16 protein-coding genes are annotated in these 16,259 nt (G+C 53.9%); 1 reads left to right on the forward strand and 15 read right to left on the reverse strand.

The features are described from left to right. Positions 1–90: 90 nt before the first annotated feature. The 7 genes from lolE to DES37_RS06955 form a co-directional block, all read right to left on the reverse strand. Positions 91–1,335, reverse strand: coding sequence for a lipoprotein-releasing ABC transporter permease subunit LolE (gene lolE, locus DES37_RS06925; RefSeq protein ID WP_110025342.1), 1,245 nt, complete (start codon positions 1,333–1,335; stop codon positions 91–93). After that, positions 1,335–2,039: a lipoprotein-releasing ABC transporter ATP-binding protein LolD gene (gene lolD / locus DES37_RS06930; protein WP_110025343.1), complete on the reverse strand. Its 705-nt coding sequence runs from the start codon at positions 2,037–2,039 to the stop codon at positions 1,335–1,337. Before lolD ends, lolE begins: the two co-directional genes overlap by 1 nt. Continuing rightward, positions 2,032–3,231 carry a lipoprotein-releasing ABC transporter permease subunit LolC gene (gene lolC / locus DES37_RS06935; RefSeq protein ID WP_036108311.1) on the reverse strand — a complete coding sequence of 400 codons (1,200 nt, stop codon included), beginning with the start codon at positions 3,229–3,231 and terminating at the stop codon, positions 2,032–2,034. Before lolC ends, lolD begins: the two co-directional genes overlap by 8 nt. Before the next feature lie 156 nt (positions 3,232–3,387). Continuing rightward, the gene (locus DES37_RS06940; RefSeq protein WP_110025344.1) at positions 3,388–3,909 is read right to left on the reverse strand and encodes a nitrogen fixation protein NifQ; all 522 of its coding nucleotides are present in this window, start codon (positions 3,907–3,909) and stop codon (positions 3,388–3,390) included. Then, a complete protein-coding gene (gene nifB, locus DES37_RS06945; RefSeq protein ID WP_110025345.1) occupies positions 3,909–5,327 on the reverse strand; it encodes a nitrogenase cofactor biosynthesis protein NifB in 1,419 nt (472 codons plus the stop codon). Before nifB ends, DES37_RS06940 begins: the two co-directional genes overlap by 1 nt. Before the next feature lie 165 nt (positions 5,328–5,492). After that, on the reverse strand, positions 5,493–7,064 hold the full coding sequence (gene nifA, locus DES37_RS06950) for a nif-specific transcriptional activator NifA (protein ID WP_036108304.1): 1,572 nt from the start codon (positions 7,062–7,064) through the stop codon (positions 5,493–5,495). Next, a complete protein-coding gene (locus DES37_RS06955; protein WP_110025346.1) occupies positions 7,061–8,554 on the reverse strand; it encodes a PAS domain S-box protein in 1,494 nt (497 codons plus the stop codon). The genes nifA and DES37_RS06955 overlap by 4 nt, the downstream gene beginning before the upstream one ends. A 353-nt stretch (positions 8,555–8,907) precedes the next feature. Here DES37_RS06955 and DES37_RS06965 point away from each other — a divergent pair, with 353 nt between their 5' ends. Further along, on the forward strand, positions 8,908–9,438 hold the full coding sequence (locus DES37_RS06965) for a flavodoxin (protein ID WP_036108299.1): 531 nt from the start codon (positions 8,908–8,910) through the stop codon (positions 9,436–9,438). A gap of 34 nt (positions 9,439–9,472) precedes the next feature. Here DES37_RS06965 and nifM read toward each other — a convergent pair whose 3' ends face one another. From nifM to nifN, 8 genes are all read right to left on the reverse strand, one after another. After that, the gene (gene nifM, locus DES37_RS06970) at positions 9,473–10,285 is read right to left on the reverse strand and encodes a nitrogen fixation protein NifM (RefSeq protein WP_110025348.1); all 813 of its coding nucleotides are present in this window, start codon (positions 10,283–10,285) and stop codon (positions 9,473–9,475) included. Beyond that, the gene (locus DES37_RS06975) at positions 10,282–10,725 is read right to left on the reverse strand and encodes a nitrogen fixation protein NifZ (protein ID WP_036108293.1); all 444 of its coding nucleotides are present in this window, start codon (positions 10,723–10,725) and stop codon (positions 10,282–10,284) included. The genes nifM and DES37_RS06975 overlap by 4 nt, the downstream gene beginning before the upstream one ends. Next, the gene (locus DES37_RS06980) at positions 10,718–10,987 is read right to left on the reverse strand and encodes a nitrogenase-stabilizing/protective protein NifW (protein ID WP_051691343.1); all 270 of its coding nucleotides are present in this window, start codon (positions 10,985–10,987) and stop codon (positions 10,718–10,720) included. The genes DES37_RS06975 and DES37_RS06980 overlap by 8 nt, the downstream gene beginning before the upstream one ends. Positions 10,988–10,994: 7 nt before the next feature. Beyond that, positions 10,995–12,131, reverse strand: coding sequence for a homocitrate synthase (gene nifV, locus DES37_RS06985; protein ID WP_110025349.1), 1,137 nt, complete (start codon positions 12,129–12,131; stop codon positions 10,995–10,997). Positions 12,132–12,143: 12 nt separating this feature from the next. After that, entirely contained in the window at positions 12,144–13,352 is a 1,209-nt protein-coding gene (gene nifS, locus DES37_RS06990) for a cysteine desulfurase NifS (RefSeq protein WP_110025350.1), read from the reverse strand. 29 nt (positions 13,353–13,381) lie between these two features. Then, the gene (gene nifU / locus DES37_RS06995) at positions 13,382–14,218 is read right to left on the reverse strand and encodes a Fe-S cluster assembly protein NifU (protein WP_036108286.1); all 837 of its coding nucleotides are present in this window, start codon (positions 14,216–14,218) and stop codon (positions 13,382–13,384) included. A gap of 200 nt (positions 14,219–14,418) precedes the next feature. Then, the gene (locus tag DES37_RS07000) at positions 14,419–14,883 is read right to left on the reverse strand and encodes a NifB/NifX family molybdenum-iron cluster-binding protein (RefSeq protein WP_036108283.1); all 465 of its coding nucleotides are present in this window, start codon (positions 14,881–14,883) and stop codon (positions 14,419–14,421) included. Further along, positions 14,870–16,255: a nitrogenase iron-molybdenum cofactor biosynthesis protein NifN gene (nifN, locus tag DES37_RS07005; RefSeq protein ID WP_110025351.1), complete on the reverse strand. Its 1,386-nt coding sequence runs from the start codon at positions 16,253–16,255 to the stop codon at positions 14,870–14,872. Before nifN ends, DES37_RS07000 begins: the two co-directional genes overlap by 14 nt. Positions 16,256–16,259: the final 4 nt, after the last annotated feature.

The following is a 16,259-nucleotide window of genomic DNA, read 5'->3' on the forward strand; positions in this document are numbered from 1 at the left end:
ACGGCCACTCATTATTGTGGGCGGCAAGCGGCAATTCCGCTTCTGGTCTTCAGGGTAGAAGCCTTCGCTTCTCCCTGCAACTCCGTCTTTTTATTGCCCGCTGAGCACTCTGGCCGGATCTATCCGGCTGGCACGCCGTGCCGGGTACCAACTGGCTAACAGGCTCAGTACAATGGCGGTCAGCAATACAATCACCACATCTTCCCAGTGCAGTTCCGAGGGCAGGAAATCAATGAAATAGATATCGCCGGATAAGAAGTGGTGGCCGATTAATTTTTCAATCCCACCAATGATGGCTGTCAGATTCCAGGCACCGAGCACACCAATTACCACACCGCTCAGGCTGCCAACTAACCCGGCCATCAGACCGTACCAGACAAACACCGCACGAATCAGTCCATCTTTCGCGCCAAGAGTACGTAATACAGCAATATCGCTGCTTTTGTCTTTTACCGCCATCACCAGAGTGGAAACAATGTTAAAACAGGCCACGCCGATAACCAGCACCATAGCCAGGTACATAATTGCGCGGATCATCTGGATATCACGGTACATATAGCCGTAAGTGCCAATCCAGCTTTTGATATAAACATACGCATTGGTAACTTCACCGGCATCCCGCACCAGTTTATTGGCGTGGAAAACATCTTTCACTTTAATGGCAATACCTGTAACACTGTCTCCCATATCCAGATATTGCTGCGCATCAGCCATTGGTACCATGGCAAAGCTGTGATCAAGCTGGCCGCTCAGTTGTAAAATACCACTGACATGCAGGCGGATACGCTTCGGCTGCAGCAGTTTTCCGGCACTGTCTGAGTTGGGGATCATGATAGAAATCCAGTCGCCCTGATGAACTTTAAGTGCATCGGCCACGCCTTTACCCAGAATAATTTGCTGCTCACCCGCACGGAAATTATCCCATGCATGGTTTTGCACAAATTGCGGCAAAGCGCTGATATGGGTTTCCTGCGAGGGATCCACACCTTTGACCTGAATAGCACGCAGGCTGGTTCCACTTTCTACCAGCCCGGTGAAGTTCACATAAGGGGCCGCGCCAACAATACCTTTAACTTTCTCAATACGCCCAAGAACAGACTTCCATTGCACAAAAGGCTGGTTTACTGGCTCAATTTCACCATGTGGAACAACGGCCAGAATGCGGTTATCCAGTTCCCGTTCAAAGCCATTCATTGCACTCAGGCCGATAATCAAAACCGCAACACCCAGAGCGATGCCAATGGTGGATATCACCGAAATCAGCGACACCATGCCACCTTTACGACGCCCGCGGCTAAAGCGCAGCGCCACTCGCAAAGAAAGAGGCGACGCCATTAGCGGCCCTCCATAATAGTCAGTTCCGGGTTCAGGTGCCCGTCACGCATTTCCAACTGGCGTGACATCCGTTTTGCCAGGTGCAAATCATGAGTCACGACCAAAAATGCGGTGCCCTGTTGCCGGTTCAGTTCTCCAAGCAGCGCGAAGATGCTGTCTGCATTACGGGCATCGAGGTTACCGGTGGGTTCATCGGCCAGCACCAGACGTGGGTTATTTACCAGTGCACGGGCAATGGCCACACGCTGACGCTCACCGCCAGATAATTCAGATGGCCGGTGGTGGCCACGATGCTCCAGCCCAACCGCCGCGAGCATTTCACGGGCTTTCGCTTCAATTTCAGCCGGCTTACCTTTGCCAATCAGCAAAGGCATTGACACATTTTCCAGCGCCGTAAAGTCGGGCAGCAGATGGTGAAACTGATAAATAAAGCCCAGTTCGCGGTTACGCAATTCCGCACGTGCTGAAGAAGACATCTTGCTCAGGGATTTACCACCAAACACCACATCACCGGATGTCGGTGTATCCAGCCCGCCCAACAAGTGCAGCAAGGTACTTTTCCCTGAGCCAGAACTCCCGACAATCGCCATCATCTCGCCAGGTTCAATGGCAAAGCTCACGTTATGCAGCACATCAGTTTGTACCGCACCTTCCTGGTAGCGTTTGCACAAATTGTCGCATTGCAACAGGTTAGGATTACTCATAACGTAAAGCCTCAGCAGGTTGAGTGGCGGCAGCGCGCCAGGAAGGGTACAACGTTGATAACAGTGCAACAGCCATAGCGGCCAGCGCAATCACTGTTACCTGAACCGGGTTAATATCTACAGGAAGCGCAGCGCCATCCAGCATCGCACCAATAATTGGCATCAAAGTATTAAGCTGGCTGGCGAGCAAAACGCCAAGCCCTGCACCCGCCAGTGCACCAATCACACCGGCTCCTGCGCCCTGGACCATGAATACCGCCATAATCTGGCCGCGAGTCAGCCCCTGGGTTTGCAAAATAGCGACTTCACTCTGCTTCTCCATGACCAGTAAGCCAAGAGAGGTAATAATATTAAATGCGGCGACGGCCACAATCAGGCTCAACAACAGCCCCATCATGTTTTTCTCCATACGCACCGCCTGGAAAAGCTCGCCTTTGCGCTCACGCCAGTCATGCCAGACCATGCCTGCTGGCAATGCCTGTTGGCTCAGGGTATCCACCGCCAGCGGGTTATTCAGCCATAACCGCCACCCGGTAATGTTACCAGGGGTATAACGCATAATACGGGAAGCATCTTCGATATTAACCAGCATCTGGTAGCCATCGACTTCGCTGTTCGCCGCAAATGTCCCGATAACGGTGAACAGGCGCTGGCTGGGGATCCGCCCCATTGGGGTGAACTGGCTGGCAGATGGCACCATCAGGCGAACTTCATCGCCTGTGCGCACCCCCAACTGCCCGGCGAGCTGCTCGCCAAGAATGATGTTGTATTTCCCTGGTGCCAACTGGCTTTGTTTCACGCCCACCAGGTAGGGTGTCAGCGGGTCAGCCTGAGCGGGGTCAATGCCCAGCATTACGCCAACCGCAACATTGCGCGCACTTTGCAGAACGACATCACCGGTGGTTAACGGCGCAACCCGTTTCACCCCAGTAAGGTGCAATGCACTGGCAGGTTGTTTTGCGGGGTTAACGGACCCGGAAGACGAAGAAATGACAGCCTGAGGCATCAGGCCAAGGATATTGTTTTGCAGTTCTTTTTCGAACCCATTCATCACAGAAAGTACTGTGACAAGCGCCATCACACCCAACGTAATACCGATGGTAGAAAGCCAGGAAACAAAACGACCGAAGCGGTCTGCTGCACGGCCACGCATATAACGTAGCCCGATAAATAACGCGACAGGTTGGTACATGAAGTCCGTCTGGTTGCGGTTTTCCAAAATTTTGAGGAGTATATAAGTGAACGCCAGTCAAGTAAATGAGATATAGCCGAAGCGCTCCGAATGTCCGCCATTTTATTATTTTAGAATCAGCCAGTTAAATAAACCGTAACCACGCATTACACCCTGTCAGTGCTCACCTTCAGGCGCAAAGCAATGCACCCACTCACAACAGTCGTCGCAACTTGGTGAGCGGCAAACCAGGTCGCCTTCCTGCTGCAGGCAGCGCTGGCGGTAGAAGAACTTTTTCCAGCGCATTTTTTTATCATTCATTACCACCAGTTGTGGAAAACAATCCTGCATCAATTCCCCCAGTTCCGCTCTGGAGTCCAGCCCCAGGTCTTCCCACAAATGGTTGAAACCCATTGCGGCACTGGCAAGCAACCAGTGCACAGGCAACGGACTTTGTGCATACCCTTTCAGCCACAAAGCCAGCTGGTCGCGCTCCGCCAGGCGTGGTTGTAACAAAGTGGTAGCCAGAGAGCGCCTGGCCGCTATCTCCGCTGCCACAGGCGGTGTTTCATCACATTGCAGAGTGCGCGACAAAAGAGACCAGGCCCCGCTATCGAGGCCCATTAATTCAGGAAAATGCCCGCGCCCGCTGGCATAGTTGTCATACAGGCGTTGTAACCAGTAAAGGGTTTCCGGCATCAGGCTGCCCCCTGTTCATCCAGCAAATTCCCTGCCTGGCGGCGTGCCTCCCACCACCGGCTCAGCACGTCTGTTACATTCTGCCAGGCACCTTCAATACAAGGCTGAATCCCCTGCTGTTCCAGTTTCACCCAGGGGCCATAACCAATACGGGCACTGAATACGGCTTTTACGTCGCCAAGCAGCGCCAGTATTGCGGCCATGCGCACTTCAGGTGCCTGAGTACTTTCACCTTCAGCTTCACAGGAATCCGGCCCTTTGCAGTATTGCGGCATAAAACGCTCATTAACCAGTACCACACCGGCATCTGAGAGGCTGTAGATCTGTACCCGCTGAGCATGCCCGAAATGGCAGTCAATCACATCGCCACGGGAAGTGGTTACCGCAACCAGGCAGGCTAACGGGTCATCGGAAGCACCACGGGTTGCAATACGCGCCTGGATGGCGGCACGTTTATGTACCTGATCCGGGCCCGGGCGCGCCTGTTTTTCCATTTCTGCCAACGGCAGGCTCTGGCTACGGTCTTCCCCCAACATGCCAATGGCATCTGCGCGGCACTGTTTACAATGCGCCATTTGCGGCATCATTGGGCTACATTCGGCACGTACTGCATCCACCATCGCGCTGTCGGGTTCCGGTTGCCCGTTAAGGCCAAACACCGTGCCATGTTCAGGCCTTGCAATCAGTGGCATCACATTGTGTAACAGTGCCCCCCAGCCACGGACAGCCTCACTTACCCGGGCCAAATGCCGGTCATTAATGCCTGGAATCAACACGGAATTGATTTTCACCAGTATGCCTTTTTCTGTCAGCTTCCTGACGCCTTCTTCCTGCCGTGCCAGCAGGATTTCCCCGGCCTCACGGCCGCTATAGCGCTCACCGTCCACCCACAGCCAGGCGTAGATTTGTGCAGAAATATCCGGGTCGATGGCGTTAACAGTGACGGTGACATGGTCCACGCCGCTATCAATAATGCGGTCGGTCACGGACGGTAGCATCAGGCCATTCGTAGAAAGGCACTGCTTCACATCAGGTAACTGTTCGCGCAGTAACGCAAGTGTGGAAAATGTCCGGCCAATATTGGCCAGCGGGTCGCCAGGACCGGCGATACCCACCACTGACAATTGCGGCATTACACTGGCAACTGCGACCGCTCTTGCCACAGCCTGTTCCGGTGTCAGAACTTGTGACACCACTCCCGGACGGGATTCGTTGCTGCAATCATATTTACGGTTACAGTAATTGCATTGCAGATTACAGGCTGGCGCCACGGCCAGATGCATGCGGGCATACTGGTGATGTGCACTGGATGAGTAACACGGGTGATGCGCAACTTTGCTGGCCTGCAGCGCAGTGAACTGAGCACTGTTGTCTGTGCGGCAACTACGCGCGGTTTGTGATGAAGGACAAGGCGCCATAATCTCTTCCGGTTCGTGAATGATATCCCACTATTGCAAAGGCTGAACCAGTTTCTTAAAGAAATTAAAACCATTAAAAACATACAGTTAAATAGCATCCTTGCCATAAAAAATTGTCAGTATTGTCGCACAGACCTGACAATGTGCCAAAGATCACAATATTTTTCAGAAACGGTGCATGTTGATATCCATAATCTGGATACGGTAGGCCACCTGACGCGGCGTCATACCCAGCAAACGGGCGGCTTTCGCCTGAACCCAGCCCGTTTTTTCCAGCGCCGCAATAATACGCTGCCGCTCATCCAGACTTTGATCCAGCCAGTCTTCATCAGGCACCGGGCTGGCGGTCATTTTGCTGACCAGCGGCAGTGCCTCATTGTGGTTGAACAAAATCACGTCGCGGTCTATTACACCGTTGTCACTCATCACTGCCGCACGTTCAAGGCAGTTTTCCAGTTCCCGTACATTGCCCGGCCACGCATAGTTCAGTAACAGGCGAATGGCGCCATCGGTAATACGTAATGAACGCCCCTGATGCGCGGCAATTTTATTCACCAAATGCCGTGCCAGCAGGTCGATATCGTCCTGGCGTTCCCGCAAGGGTGGAAGGGAAACCGGCATAACATTCAGGCGATAATAGAGATCCTCGCGGAAGTTCCCGGCCCGCACTTCTTCTTCCAGGTTCCGATTAGTCGCGGCGACAATACGTACATTCACTTTGAGGGTTTCGTCACCCCCCACACGCTCCATTTCCCCTTCCTGGAGGATACGCAACAATTTGGCCTGGAAAGACGGGCTGCTTTCACCAATTTCATCAAGAAACAGTGTGCCGCCGTCTGCCAGTTCAAAACGCCCTTTCCGCTGACGCACTGCTCCGGTAAACGCCCCTTTCTCGTGGCCAAACAGCTCACTTTCCAGCAAGTTATCCGGCAGCGCCGCGCAGTTGAATTTTACAAAAGGAGCAGCCGCTCGTGGCGATGAGTAATGAATTGCATTGGCAACCAGTTCTTTACCCGTGCCGCTCTCTCCACGCACCAGCACCATCGTATCCCAGCGCGCAACCTGCTGAATAACCTCACGAATTTGTCGCATGGTGGGGCTGCTACCCACCATATTTTCGAAACTGAAGCCGCGTGGTGTCTGGCAATTTACTGGCTGAGACGGTTGTGGTGCGGCGGTTGTGGTTTTCGGCTGGCTGTAGTGCGTGAGCCGGACTGTTTGTGCAATCAGGCTGGCAATGGTTTCTAAAAAGCGCGTGCTGGCAGGCAGGCGTGATTCAAACAGCGCCATCGGTTGTGCCGCCAGAACACCAATCGGTTTATCTTCTCCAGGGATAGGCACGCCAATGAAAGGTAAGTCGTAATCATACAGGCTTAACCGGTCAAGAAAGCGCTGGTCATCTGCCACGCGCGGCAGCACAACGGACTGAGCAGAACTCAGAATTGTGCCAACCAGTCCCTCGCCAGGACGGTAACGAACCTGGCTACTGCTGCCGACAACATGCTGCCTGTCACAATGCAAAGCCTCTACAGTAAGAGCGCCTCGTTCATGATTGAACAGGCATATCATACCGTGTTGCATAAACGCATCGTCGTGCAGGATACGTAAAACTGCCTGCAGAGTATCGCTGACACTGTTGCAGCGGCCGAGTTCAAGGCTGATACGCTGAACTGCGGTGAATTGTTGCGACAGATCAAAACGCCAAACGACATTGCCCGTATCCGGGGACTGGGTCATTTTGTACCTCCTGTCGGAGCTGCCGGCAACGGCAGCCTGATAGTTAAGCAACTTCCGCCTTCGGGGTCAGATGTCAGGTCAATAGCCCCCTGGTGATTGGCAACCAGGGTTTGCATCAGGCGCAGTTCCATGCCCTGCCCCGGGCCGGTTGCTGTCGTCTGATTGTGGCTATATCGCGCCCGATGGACGGGAATATTGTCAGTAAGGTAGAGAGTCAGCCCGCGCTCATCACGGCTGCCAATTATTTGCATTTCCAGTTGAAAAGGTTGTAATTCCTGTACCAGGACCAGTGCACGGTCCAGCCACAGGCTCAGGACAGCCAGCACCTGAATTCGGTGCCCGAAGGCCTGTATCGCACTGTCTTCGATTGAGACATTCAGCGTATGGCAAGGTTGAAATCGGGTATGGTAAAGCGCAGAAAGATCGGCCAGTAGCGGCTTAAGAGGCCACCATCCTGGTGGTTCATTATCTAATTCCGGGCGGCATGCCTGCAGGCGGCTGACAGCGGCTTCGCCCTCACGCCAGGCAGATTCCAGCGCCATATTGCCATGCTCATCGCCATTTAACCGGCGGGCAGCGGCCAGCATATTGATTGGGCAGTTAAGTTGCACCAGGGCTGCATCGACTGATTCGCGAATCGCCGCCAGTAATTTCCCGTAAGTTAACTGCTGTTTCAGGCGGTCAAGACGCCCCTGTTGCTGCTGTTGATGCTGTTCGGTGCAGTCGCTCACCAGTACCAGTGTGCGGGGCTGTGCGTTATCGGTAAAATAGCGGCTCGCTTCTTCACTTACCCCGGGTAAAGGCCAGTAGCTCAGGTTGAACCAGCGCCGTTTCCCCCGCACAATAAGCGGCAGAATCTTGCCTTCCTGCTGGCGGGCTTCATTATGCTGGTAGCCAAGCAAAGACAGGGCTTCCATACCACCGCAATCCGCACACAGCGTTTTATAGGCAAGGTTGTCCATTACTACCTTGCCTTCTCCATCAGTCACAACCACGGCTGCCGGAATGTTATTTAGCACGGCGGTAATTAAGGTCATATGGTTGCGCAGGCGTTGCTGCAGCGCATAGTTGTCGCTGATGTCTTTCTGCATCGCCAGAAAATAATCAACTTTCCCGCTGCCACCGAAAATGGGCGTGATATCGACTTCACCTAAATAAAGGCTGCCATCACACCGCTGGTTAATCAGCTGCCCGCGCCAGGGAATGCCCTGAGTAAGGTGGTGCCACATTTCGTCATACACGGTGCGCGGTGTTTGCCTGCTTGCCAGAATGCGATGGTTTTGCCCAATGAGTTGCGAGGCGGTATAACCCGTTAACTGGCAAAATGCATTGTTACAATAGACAATACGCGCGTCGGCATCAGTAAGAGAGATTGCCACAGCGGATTGTGCCACCAGCGCGGTGAACAGTGCATTTTGCTGGTGTAGCAACGTATCGGCAATTTCGCTCTGTGGATAAACATCCGATACGAACGATAACGTATCACTCATCCTCTCCCCCTTATTCACTACCTGGTGTCACGTTTGCGACAATGTTTGGTGCGTAAAGCCAACAAAATTGGTTACGGATAACACATGCGAAAAGCGTGCAATCAGGCGGGGAATAGACCTGATATATGCATGGGTATTGACGTAGCGCAAATTTTGGCCGCTTTTTCATCGTCAGGCTGTGATCCACCGTGTTGTTTGCTCACTGTTTTGCTTGCCACTCCTGCTATTCCGATCACTTTTAGTGCATTTTTGCGCCAGTTTTGTGCACCTGAAACTCTGGCACGTTGTTCGCACTATCAGGTGAAAATCATGGCGTCAGATTCCTGGCGCTGAGCTCACCTGAGGAGTCAGTTATGGCAAATGTCGGCATTTTTTTTGGTTCTGATACGGGGAAAACCCGCAAGATTGCGAAGTTGATTCATAAAAAGCTGGGAGACGCGGCAGATACCCCCGTAAACATCAACCGGACATCGCTGGAGGCATTCTTGTCTTACCCGGTGTTAATGCTGGGAACGCCTACATTAGGTGACGGGCAGTTACCGGGTATTGAGTCTGGTTGTGAGTCCGAGTCCTGGCTGGAGTTCCTGGATTCATTGCAAGGTGTGGACTTAAGTGGCAAACACATTGCCTTATTTGGTCTGGGTGACCAGGTGGCTTACCCGGATAACTTTGTCAGTGCACTGAAACCCTTGTATGACGTACTGAGCGCATGTGGCGCGAAACTGATTGGTGACTGGCCAAATGAAGGCTACAGCTTTAACCATTCTGCTGCATTAATTGGTGAAAAATTCGTGGGCCTGGTTCTCGATCAGGATAACCAGTATGACCTGAGTGAAGAGCGCCTGGATAGCTGGCTGGAACAAATTACCCCATTGTTTGCCTGAAATGTACGACTCTCTGCCTGCTGGCAGAGAGTACTCAGTGTGCTGCCGGTAACGTTAACAGGCTGGACAGCCACTGCTGCTGGTAACGTTTTCTTGCCTGCTCAGTTAACCAGGCGCGTGATTTTTCCAGCGCCACCGCTTCATCCAGCGCTTCAGCAGGGCGAATGTCCTCACACAGCAAAAGATGCAACCCCAGCACTGTTTCCACCACCTCACTCAACTGGCCTTTTTCAAGGGAAAACAGGCAACTGTCGAGCTCCGGGTACAACAACCCCGGGCTTATCCAGCCCAGTAATCCACCTTCCATTGCACTGGGGCAATGGGAAAAGCGCAACGCCTGGTCGGCAAAGCAGCCCGGGGATTCAGTAACAGCCTGAACAATTGCGGCAATTTGCGCGCGTTCCGGGGCCCTGTCCTCATCGTTGTCACAAGTCAGGAGAATATGCCGTGCTTTTCTCTGGGCCGGGCGGCAAAAACGCGCTGCATTCGCCTGGTACCAGGCAACCACTTCCTGGTCATCGGGCGGCGGAGCCTTGCGGGCAACCCGGTTCATCACCGAAGTTACATGCGCCTGATGGACAGCAACCGCCTGCTGTTCGTCATGAGTAAACCCATGTGTATCCATAAAACCGGCCTGTTCTTTGCGCACCAGCGCCGCCAGTTGCCCCACTGAATTATCGGCCGGGTAATGACGGCAAATTGCCAGTTCCAGAGCCATTTGCCGGGTAAGCTGTGCCTGAAAAGCGCTCTGTTCAGCAACAGGGATTTCTTCAGGCAGGCATTGCCAGTGGCGTTTGGCCAGTTGCAGTGCAGCAAAGCGTTGCCAGGGCAGTTGAGCTGTATTCATCCGGCCTCCACCTGGCGCAGTAACCGGGCGGGCACTTGCAAAAAACGGTCGCCAAACTGAACAGTAAAGCTTTCGCCCTGCAAGCCTTGCCCAGTGGCTGTTATCTTGCCAACCGCGCCGGGTGCCGCAACAACCTGCCCTTTCAGGGTCAGTGTCGCGTTGACTTCAACCTGGTCGCCGTACTGGAATAACCCGGCGTCCCAAAAAACTTCTGCGGCGATAAGTTCACTTTCGCGGCACCCTACCACCCGGCCTTCAGAGGGAAAATGCACCTGGTAGACAATATGTTCTTGCAGGTACACCCCCCATTCCCTCACATAACCAATACTGCCCCGGCGCACTAGCTGATCACCTTTTTGCAGGCCAGGATAAGTACCGTCATTGCGTACCGTGCGCACCACGCGGACTTCATCACCAAAGGAAAACCGTGGTTTATTCATAAGATGCCTCTTGATCCTCGCAGACCGCAAGATAGCTTTCATTGAGCAAACGGCGGGCCAGTTGCCAACCCGGGTCAGTGTCACTTTCCAGGCTGTTACGCAATGGAACTGCGTCCTGCAGGCGCTGGCGAAACTCGCGCAGGATTAGTACCGATGCACGCTGTAAGCGTTCAGGTTCGCAGGGCACCTCGAAGAAGGAGAAAAAGCTTTCCAGCGAATCCAGCGCATTAACGCCAGGTAATTGATAAAACCACTCCATCATTGCCCCCTTAACCAGAGCAGGCCAGGTCACCCGGGCAGGTTTGTTGGTACATCTGTAACAACTCCAAATCACCCGGGTTGCGTTTCAGGCGCTCAGCAAACCCCTGTACTGCACGCAGTAATGAGTCACATTGTTGTTCGCTCAATATGTATCCCATGCGGGCGAAGACACCGCTTACCGCCTGATGCCCGGAATGTTTGCCCAGCACCAGGTTATATTCCCGCCCCAGGATCGCCGGGTCTATTCCCTGGTAGCTTTGTTTATGGAGCAGTAACGCCGCCACATGCAGGCCCGATTCATGGGTAAAGACCTGGCCCCCCACCAGCGGCTGCTGGGCATCAATCGACCTGCCCGCGGCAATCGCTACCAGTTGGCACAAGTCGTACAGGTGTGTCAGGTCAACACCACTGCTGGCGCCAAGGCAGGTCATCAGTGACACCACCACACTTTCTAAGGCGGCGTTTCCTGCCCGCTCACCTAACCCAAGCACGGTGGTATTGACATGGGTTGCTCCGGCGCGCACTGCAGCGAGCGTATTGGCAGTTGCCAGACCCAGGTCATTATGGGCATGCATTTCCAGTTGGCCAGGCCAGTGAGACCGCAAGGTGGAAATGCGGTTCCAGGTACTGAAGGGATCCATAATTCCCAGCGTGTCGGCAAACCTCAGGCGCTGTGCCCCGGCCTCACCAGCCAGTTCGGCAATACGTTGCAGTTCATCATCAGTGGCCCTTGATGCGTCTTCACACCCGACACACACCTGCATGCCCTGCTCACGAGCCAGCATAATCAGCTTTTTCAGGCGCGCGGCGACATCGGACCAGGGCTGGTGCAGCTTGTATGACATCAAAAAACCGGAGGACGGAATGGAGATGTCCACCCAGTTCATACCCAGTTCAGCACTCGCCAGAATTTCCGGGGCATTCATTCGACACCAGGTCATCATTGCCGTGTCTGGCAAATGCTCACGCAATTCGCGAATGCGCCGGCACTCTTCTTCGCCCATCGCTGGCGTGCCTACTTCCAGTTCTTTTACCCCGGCCATCACCAGTGCCCGGGCGATGGCTAACTTTTCGTTAGCCAAAAACGCAACGCCCGGGCTCTGCTCGCCATCCCGCAATGTTGTATCGTTAATCACCACATCCATCGCAGACCTGCCTTAACCGTAAGTCGGCAAAAAGTCCTGAGTAATCGCCGCCTCTGGCTTACCTTCCTGCCAGTAAGGCGACAGTGTACGCAACCGGGAAACAATCGCCGGGAGTTGCTCAATGACGTAATCAATCTCTTTCTCGCGGGTGTAACGTGACAGAGAAAAGCGAATACTGCCGTGGGCCGCAGTGTAGGGAATCGACATTGCCCGCATCACATGGGAAGGCTCCAGTGACCCGGAGGTACAGGCGCTGCCACTTGATGCCGCAATCCCCACCTGGTTCATCAACAGTAAAATGGCTTCCCCCTCGATAAACTCAAACGCGATATTCAGTGTATTGGGGGTTCTTGGCTGGCCCTGGCCCATCACCAGTGCATGAGGAATTTGCGCCACCAGGCCTTGTTCCAGGCGCGAGCGCAGCGCTTCAATGCCACTTTGCATCATGGGCATATGAATATCTGCCAGCTCACTGGCCGCGCCCATTCCCACAATACCGGCGATATTTTCGGTGCCAGCCCGGCGGCCACGCTCCTGGTGCCCGCCACGCAGGAAGGGGCGGAAACGTGTATTGCGGCGGATATACAGCGCACCAATGCCTTTTGGCCCGTGGAATTTGTGGCCGGAGCAGGAAAGCATATCAATGGCGGTATTTGCCAGCGATATTGGGCATTTCCCAACAAACTGCACTGCATCACAGTGAAAGAGGATGTCCTGCTCATGGGCCATCTCCGCCATTTCTGGCACAGGGAAAACCACGCCAGTTTCATTGTTGGCCCACATCACAGTGACCAGCGCGACATTGGGGTTTAGCAGAGCGCGGTACTGCTCCAGATCCAACGCCCCTTGCTCATTGACGGCCAGGCGATGAATGGTATACCCCATGCGTTCAAGGTTTTCGCAAACCGCGAGCGTCGCAGGGTGTTCCACCGCCGTCGTAATTATCTCTTTTTTCTCAGGCGCCAGGGTCACCGCCGAATGGATAGCGGTAGATGTCGCTTCCGTGGCACAAGAAGTAAACACAATTTCACTTTCATAGCTTGCGCCTAATAACGTAGCCAGCTGTGCCCTTGCCCGGGCCAGTGCCACGCGTCCCGGCCCGCCGAAGTCATGAATAGAGGACGGGTTACCATAATGCTCAGTGAGATAAGGCATCATTGCTTCGAGCACCATCGGGTCAAGACGCGTAGTTGCATTATTATCAAGATAAACAGGTTTCATTCCGACTTCCTCTCTCAGTCAATAAACACTCAGGCAGCAATCACTTCCATGTAACAACCCATCCGTTCAACCAACTTCTGCTGAAGCCAGCTCAGTGTCATATCGGTCATCATGCAGCCACTGCAGCTGCCGCTCAGGCAGACGCGCACCTGGCTCCCTTCCACACTGACCAGTGACATATCGCCACCGTCCGCCTGGATATAAGGCCGTAATTCCGCAACGGTATCGGCTACTGTCTGCCAGGCCGGGTCATTTTCTGCTGCAACAGGTACCGCTATCTGGGTTGCAACTGCCGGGGCTTCTTTAAGAATTTGTTCGAGTGCCAGTTCAATTTTTTCATGGCACGCTGTGCATCCCCCACCCGCTTTGGTGTAGTTGATAACTTCCTGCAAAGTGGTCAGCCCGTTGGCAAGCACCGCCCGGCGAATTTGGCCTTCATCTACCGCGAAACATTTGCAGATAAGCGCACCTTCTTCGTGGTCATCTTCAAGGGTTTCACCGTTATACTGGGCAATAGCGGCTCGCAATGCCTCCTGGCCCATAACCGAGCAGTGCATTTTTTCCGGTGGCAGGCCATCGAGATAGTCGGCAATTTGTTGGTTGGTCAGTTGCCCGGCTTCTTCCAGCGTATGGCCGATAATCAGTTCCGTCAGTGCGGATGATGACGCGATGGCACTCCCGCAACCAAAGGTCTGAAACCCGGCATCAAGAATCACCCGGGTTTCAGGGTCAACCCGCAGCATCAGCCGTAATGCATCGCCACAACTCAGTGAGCCTACATCGCCCACAGCGTTGGCATCCGCCACCACTTTGGCGTTGCGCGGGTTAAAAAAATGGTCTTTCACTTTTTCTGAGTAATTCCACATAGCCTGGCTCCCAATAGGGGGAGTAACCCCCGTTGTTGTCGTGTCGCCTGCTGTGTTTTGTCAGCCTGCGCTTTAGGTATCAGCAAATGCGATGCCACCTAAAAACTCTTTTTAAAACAATGCGAAATATAAAAACTGTCAGGTTTGCAAATTCGCAATGTGGGCATTTATGTCGGGTTTGTCACAGAAATGACATCAACTTACTGGCTGGCGTCTTCTTCCCAGTGTGTTTCCTGAAGCAGCCTGTCAAAACGGTCTGGCTCACGCTGGCGGCGCTGGGTGCGTTGTTCGTTTTCCGCCCAGCACGCCTGGATCTGTTCCAGCAACTGTGCAATCGGGGTTCCCTGGCTGACACGCACCGCTCTCACCCCCACCTGTAGTAACTGGCGAAATACCACATCACCAATTGCCACACAGTAGAGCGATACACAATCTTCGAGAGCCTCAATACGGCTGTTGAGCTTTTGCTCCTGGTGGCCACATACCACTGTAAAATCGACCACTTTCAGCAGTGTCACCTGGTCTTCGCGCACGCCGTACACCACCAGCCGGGGCGTGGCACCAAAATGTTGGTCAACATGGTGATAATCTGAACTGGCGAATGCCACACGCATTGACCAGTCGCTGGTGCACACAGTGCGAAAATTACGGTTAACAGGATGCATGGACCTGCTCCTTATCGGCTGCGCCGGCAAATTGTTGTTTCAGAGGAGAGCGCCATACTGGCGTGTGGTGATGGCGTTCCTGCATCAGATTCGCCAGTTCAAACAGCGTGTCACGGATACCGGCATAGCCCTGGCGCATACGCCGGAAAGTGCCTATCTGGTCATAGATGGGGAAGCCGGCACGAATCAGCGGGATCTTCATGTGATTTGCCAGGTCTGCCCCGTGGGAGTTACACACCAGTAAATCAACCGGTGATGCCTCCAGCAGGTGTGCCATATCCTCCAGGTCACCAATTTTGACCTGGTCTACCGGCAGCGTTGCCAGGCCCTGCTGGTTAGTGGCTGCAATCACCGGGCCGGGTACCATGCCCTGGCTGACAGCAAAATCACACCATGCAGACAGCACATCACTTTCACCTGCCAGCGCAATATGCCTGCCCTGAAGCCATAAGTGGCAGTCAATCATGGCATCCTGCAACTGCCCGCGCTGGCGGGTTATCCATTCAGGTACATCATGCCCGGCAAGCTGGTGTAAATAGCTGATAAACTTATCGACTTGTGCCAGTGTCATTAAATGAGGCAGAGCCAGCACGTCACCGCGGCTGCGTTGTTGTATCAGGCTGGCAGCGCGGCTTAATGAGCCCCCAATGACGATAGTGCCCATGCTCTGCCCCATTTGTTCAATCGCCCGCAGTGGCGTTCCCCCCTGGCTGACCGGGGTGAAATCGCCGGTCGCCAGGTGGCCGTCCATCGACATTGACAAATCTGGCAGGATCACAGGTTGCAGGCCAAACGCCTCCACATAGGTGCGAATAAGCTCGATATCACCGGGGGTGGTACTGTGGCTCAGTAAAATATTTACCCGTTTATTACGTTGGCGGGGTTGCGGCTCAGCAGGCACCCACTGAGTGATAACCTGCTCCACCAGCGCACTAAACCCATTTTCCAGCGAGCCATAAAAATCCGGCGTATTGACTGTCAACAATGCGACAGACTTAAAGCGCGTTTCCGTTGCCCGAAATTGCCCAATTGCCCGAGATAAATCAGCCCCCTGCGCTTCGGACAACCCGGTACTTATCAGCACAATCATGCCGGGGGAGTGTTTGCCGCATAGTGTCGTCAGTGCCGTTACGATATTGTCGTCAGAGCCCATCACGGTAGTCGTGGGATCCATGGCGGTTGACTGAATGGGAACCGGCTCGCGAAAGTGCTGTATAAAAAAGACTTTGGCAAAAGAGCTGCACCCCTGTGCGCCGTGAACCAGCGGCATCGAATGCTCCAGCCCCAGGCTTGCCAGAATAGCGCCGAGAGGTTGCCCACTTTTAATTGGGCTGGTTGCCAGCGGTTTTTGATTACGAATTACGGTTGCCATAACA

The sequence above is a fragment of the Mangrovibacter plantisponsor genome (genome assembly GCF_003182475.1).
In the GTDB taxonomy this organism is placed as follows: Bacteria; Pseudomonadota; Gammaproteobacteria; order Enterobacterales; family Enterobacteriaceae; genus Mangrovibacter; species Mangrovibacter plantisponsor.

Coding starts and splice junctions, on each gene's coding strand:
- DES37_RS06955 (WP_110025346.1), bottom strand. CDS start 8,554: ATGAGTGATACGTTATCGTTCGTATCGGATGTTTATCCACAGAGCGAA.
- lolE (WP_110025342.1), bottom strand. CDS start 1,335: ATGGCGTCGCCTCTTTCTTTGCGAGTGGCGCTGCGCTTTAGCCGCGGG.
- DES37_RS06940 (WP_110025344.1), bottom strand. CDS start 3,909: ATGCCGGAAACCCTTTACTGGTTACAACGCCTGTATGACAACTATGCC.
- lolC (WP_036108311.1), bottom strand. CDS start 3,231: ATGTACCAACCTGTCGCGTTATTTATCGGGCTACGTTATATGCGTGGC.
- DES37_RS07000 (WP_036108283.1), bottom strand. CDS start 14,883: ATGCATCCTGTTAACCGTAATTTTCGCACTGTGTGCACCAGCGACTGG.
- nifU (WP_036108286.1), bottom strand. CDS start 14,218: ATGTGGAATTACTCAGAAAAAGTGAAAGACCATTTTTTTAACCCGCGC.
- DES37_RS06980 (WP_051691343.1), bottom strand. CDS start 10,987: ATGATGGAGTGGTTTTATCAATTACCTGGCGTTAATGCGCTGGATTCG.
- nifA (WP_036108304.1), bottom strand. CDS start 7,064: ATGACCCAGTCCCCGGATACGGGCAATGTCGTTTGGCGTTTTGATCTG.
- DES37_RS06965 (WP_036108299.1), top strand. CDS start 8,908: ATGGCAAATGTCGGCATTTTTTTTGGTTCTGATACGGGGAAAACCCGC.
- DES37_RS06975 (WP_036108293.1), bottom strand. CDS start 10,725: ATGAATAAACCACGGTTTTCCTTTGGTGATGAAGTCCGCGTGGTGCGC.
- nifV (WP_110025349.1), bottom strand. CDS start 12,131: ATGGATGTGGTGATTAACGATACAACATTGCGGGATGGCGAGCAGAGC.
- nifB (WP_110025345.1), bottom strand. CDS start 5,327: ATGGCGCCTTGTCCTTCATCACAAACCGCGCGTAGTTGCCGCACAGAC.
- nifN (WP_110025351.1), bottom strand. CDS start 16,255: ATGGCAACCGTAATTCGTAATCAAAAACCGCTGGCAACCAGCCCAATT.
- nifM (WP_110025348.1), bottom strand. CDS start 10,285: ATGAATACAGCTCAACTGCCCTGGCAACGCTTTGCTGCACTGCAACTG.
- nifS (WP_110025350.1), bottom strand. CDS start 13,352: ATGAAACCTGTTTATCTTGATAATAATGCAACTACGCGTCTTGACCCG.
- lolD (WP_110025343.1), bottom strand. CDS start 2,039: ATGAGTAATCCTAACCTGTTGCAATGCGACAATTTGTGCAAACGCTAC.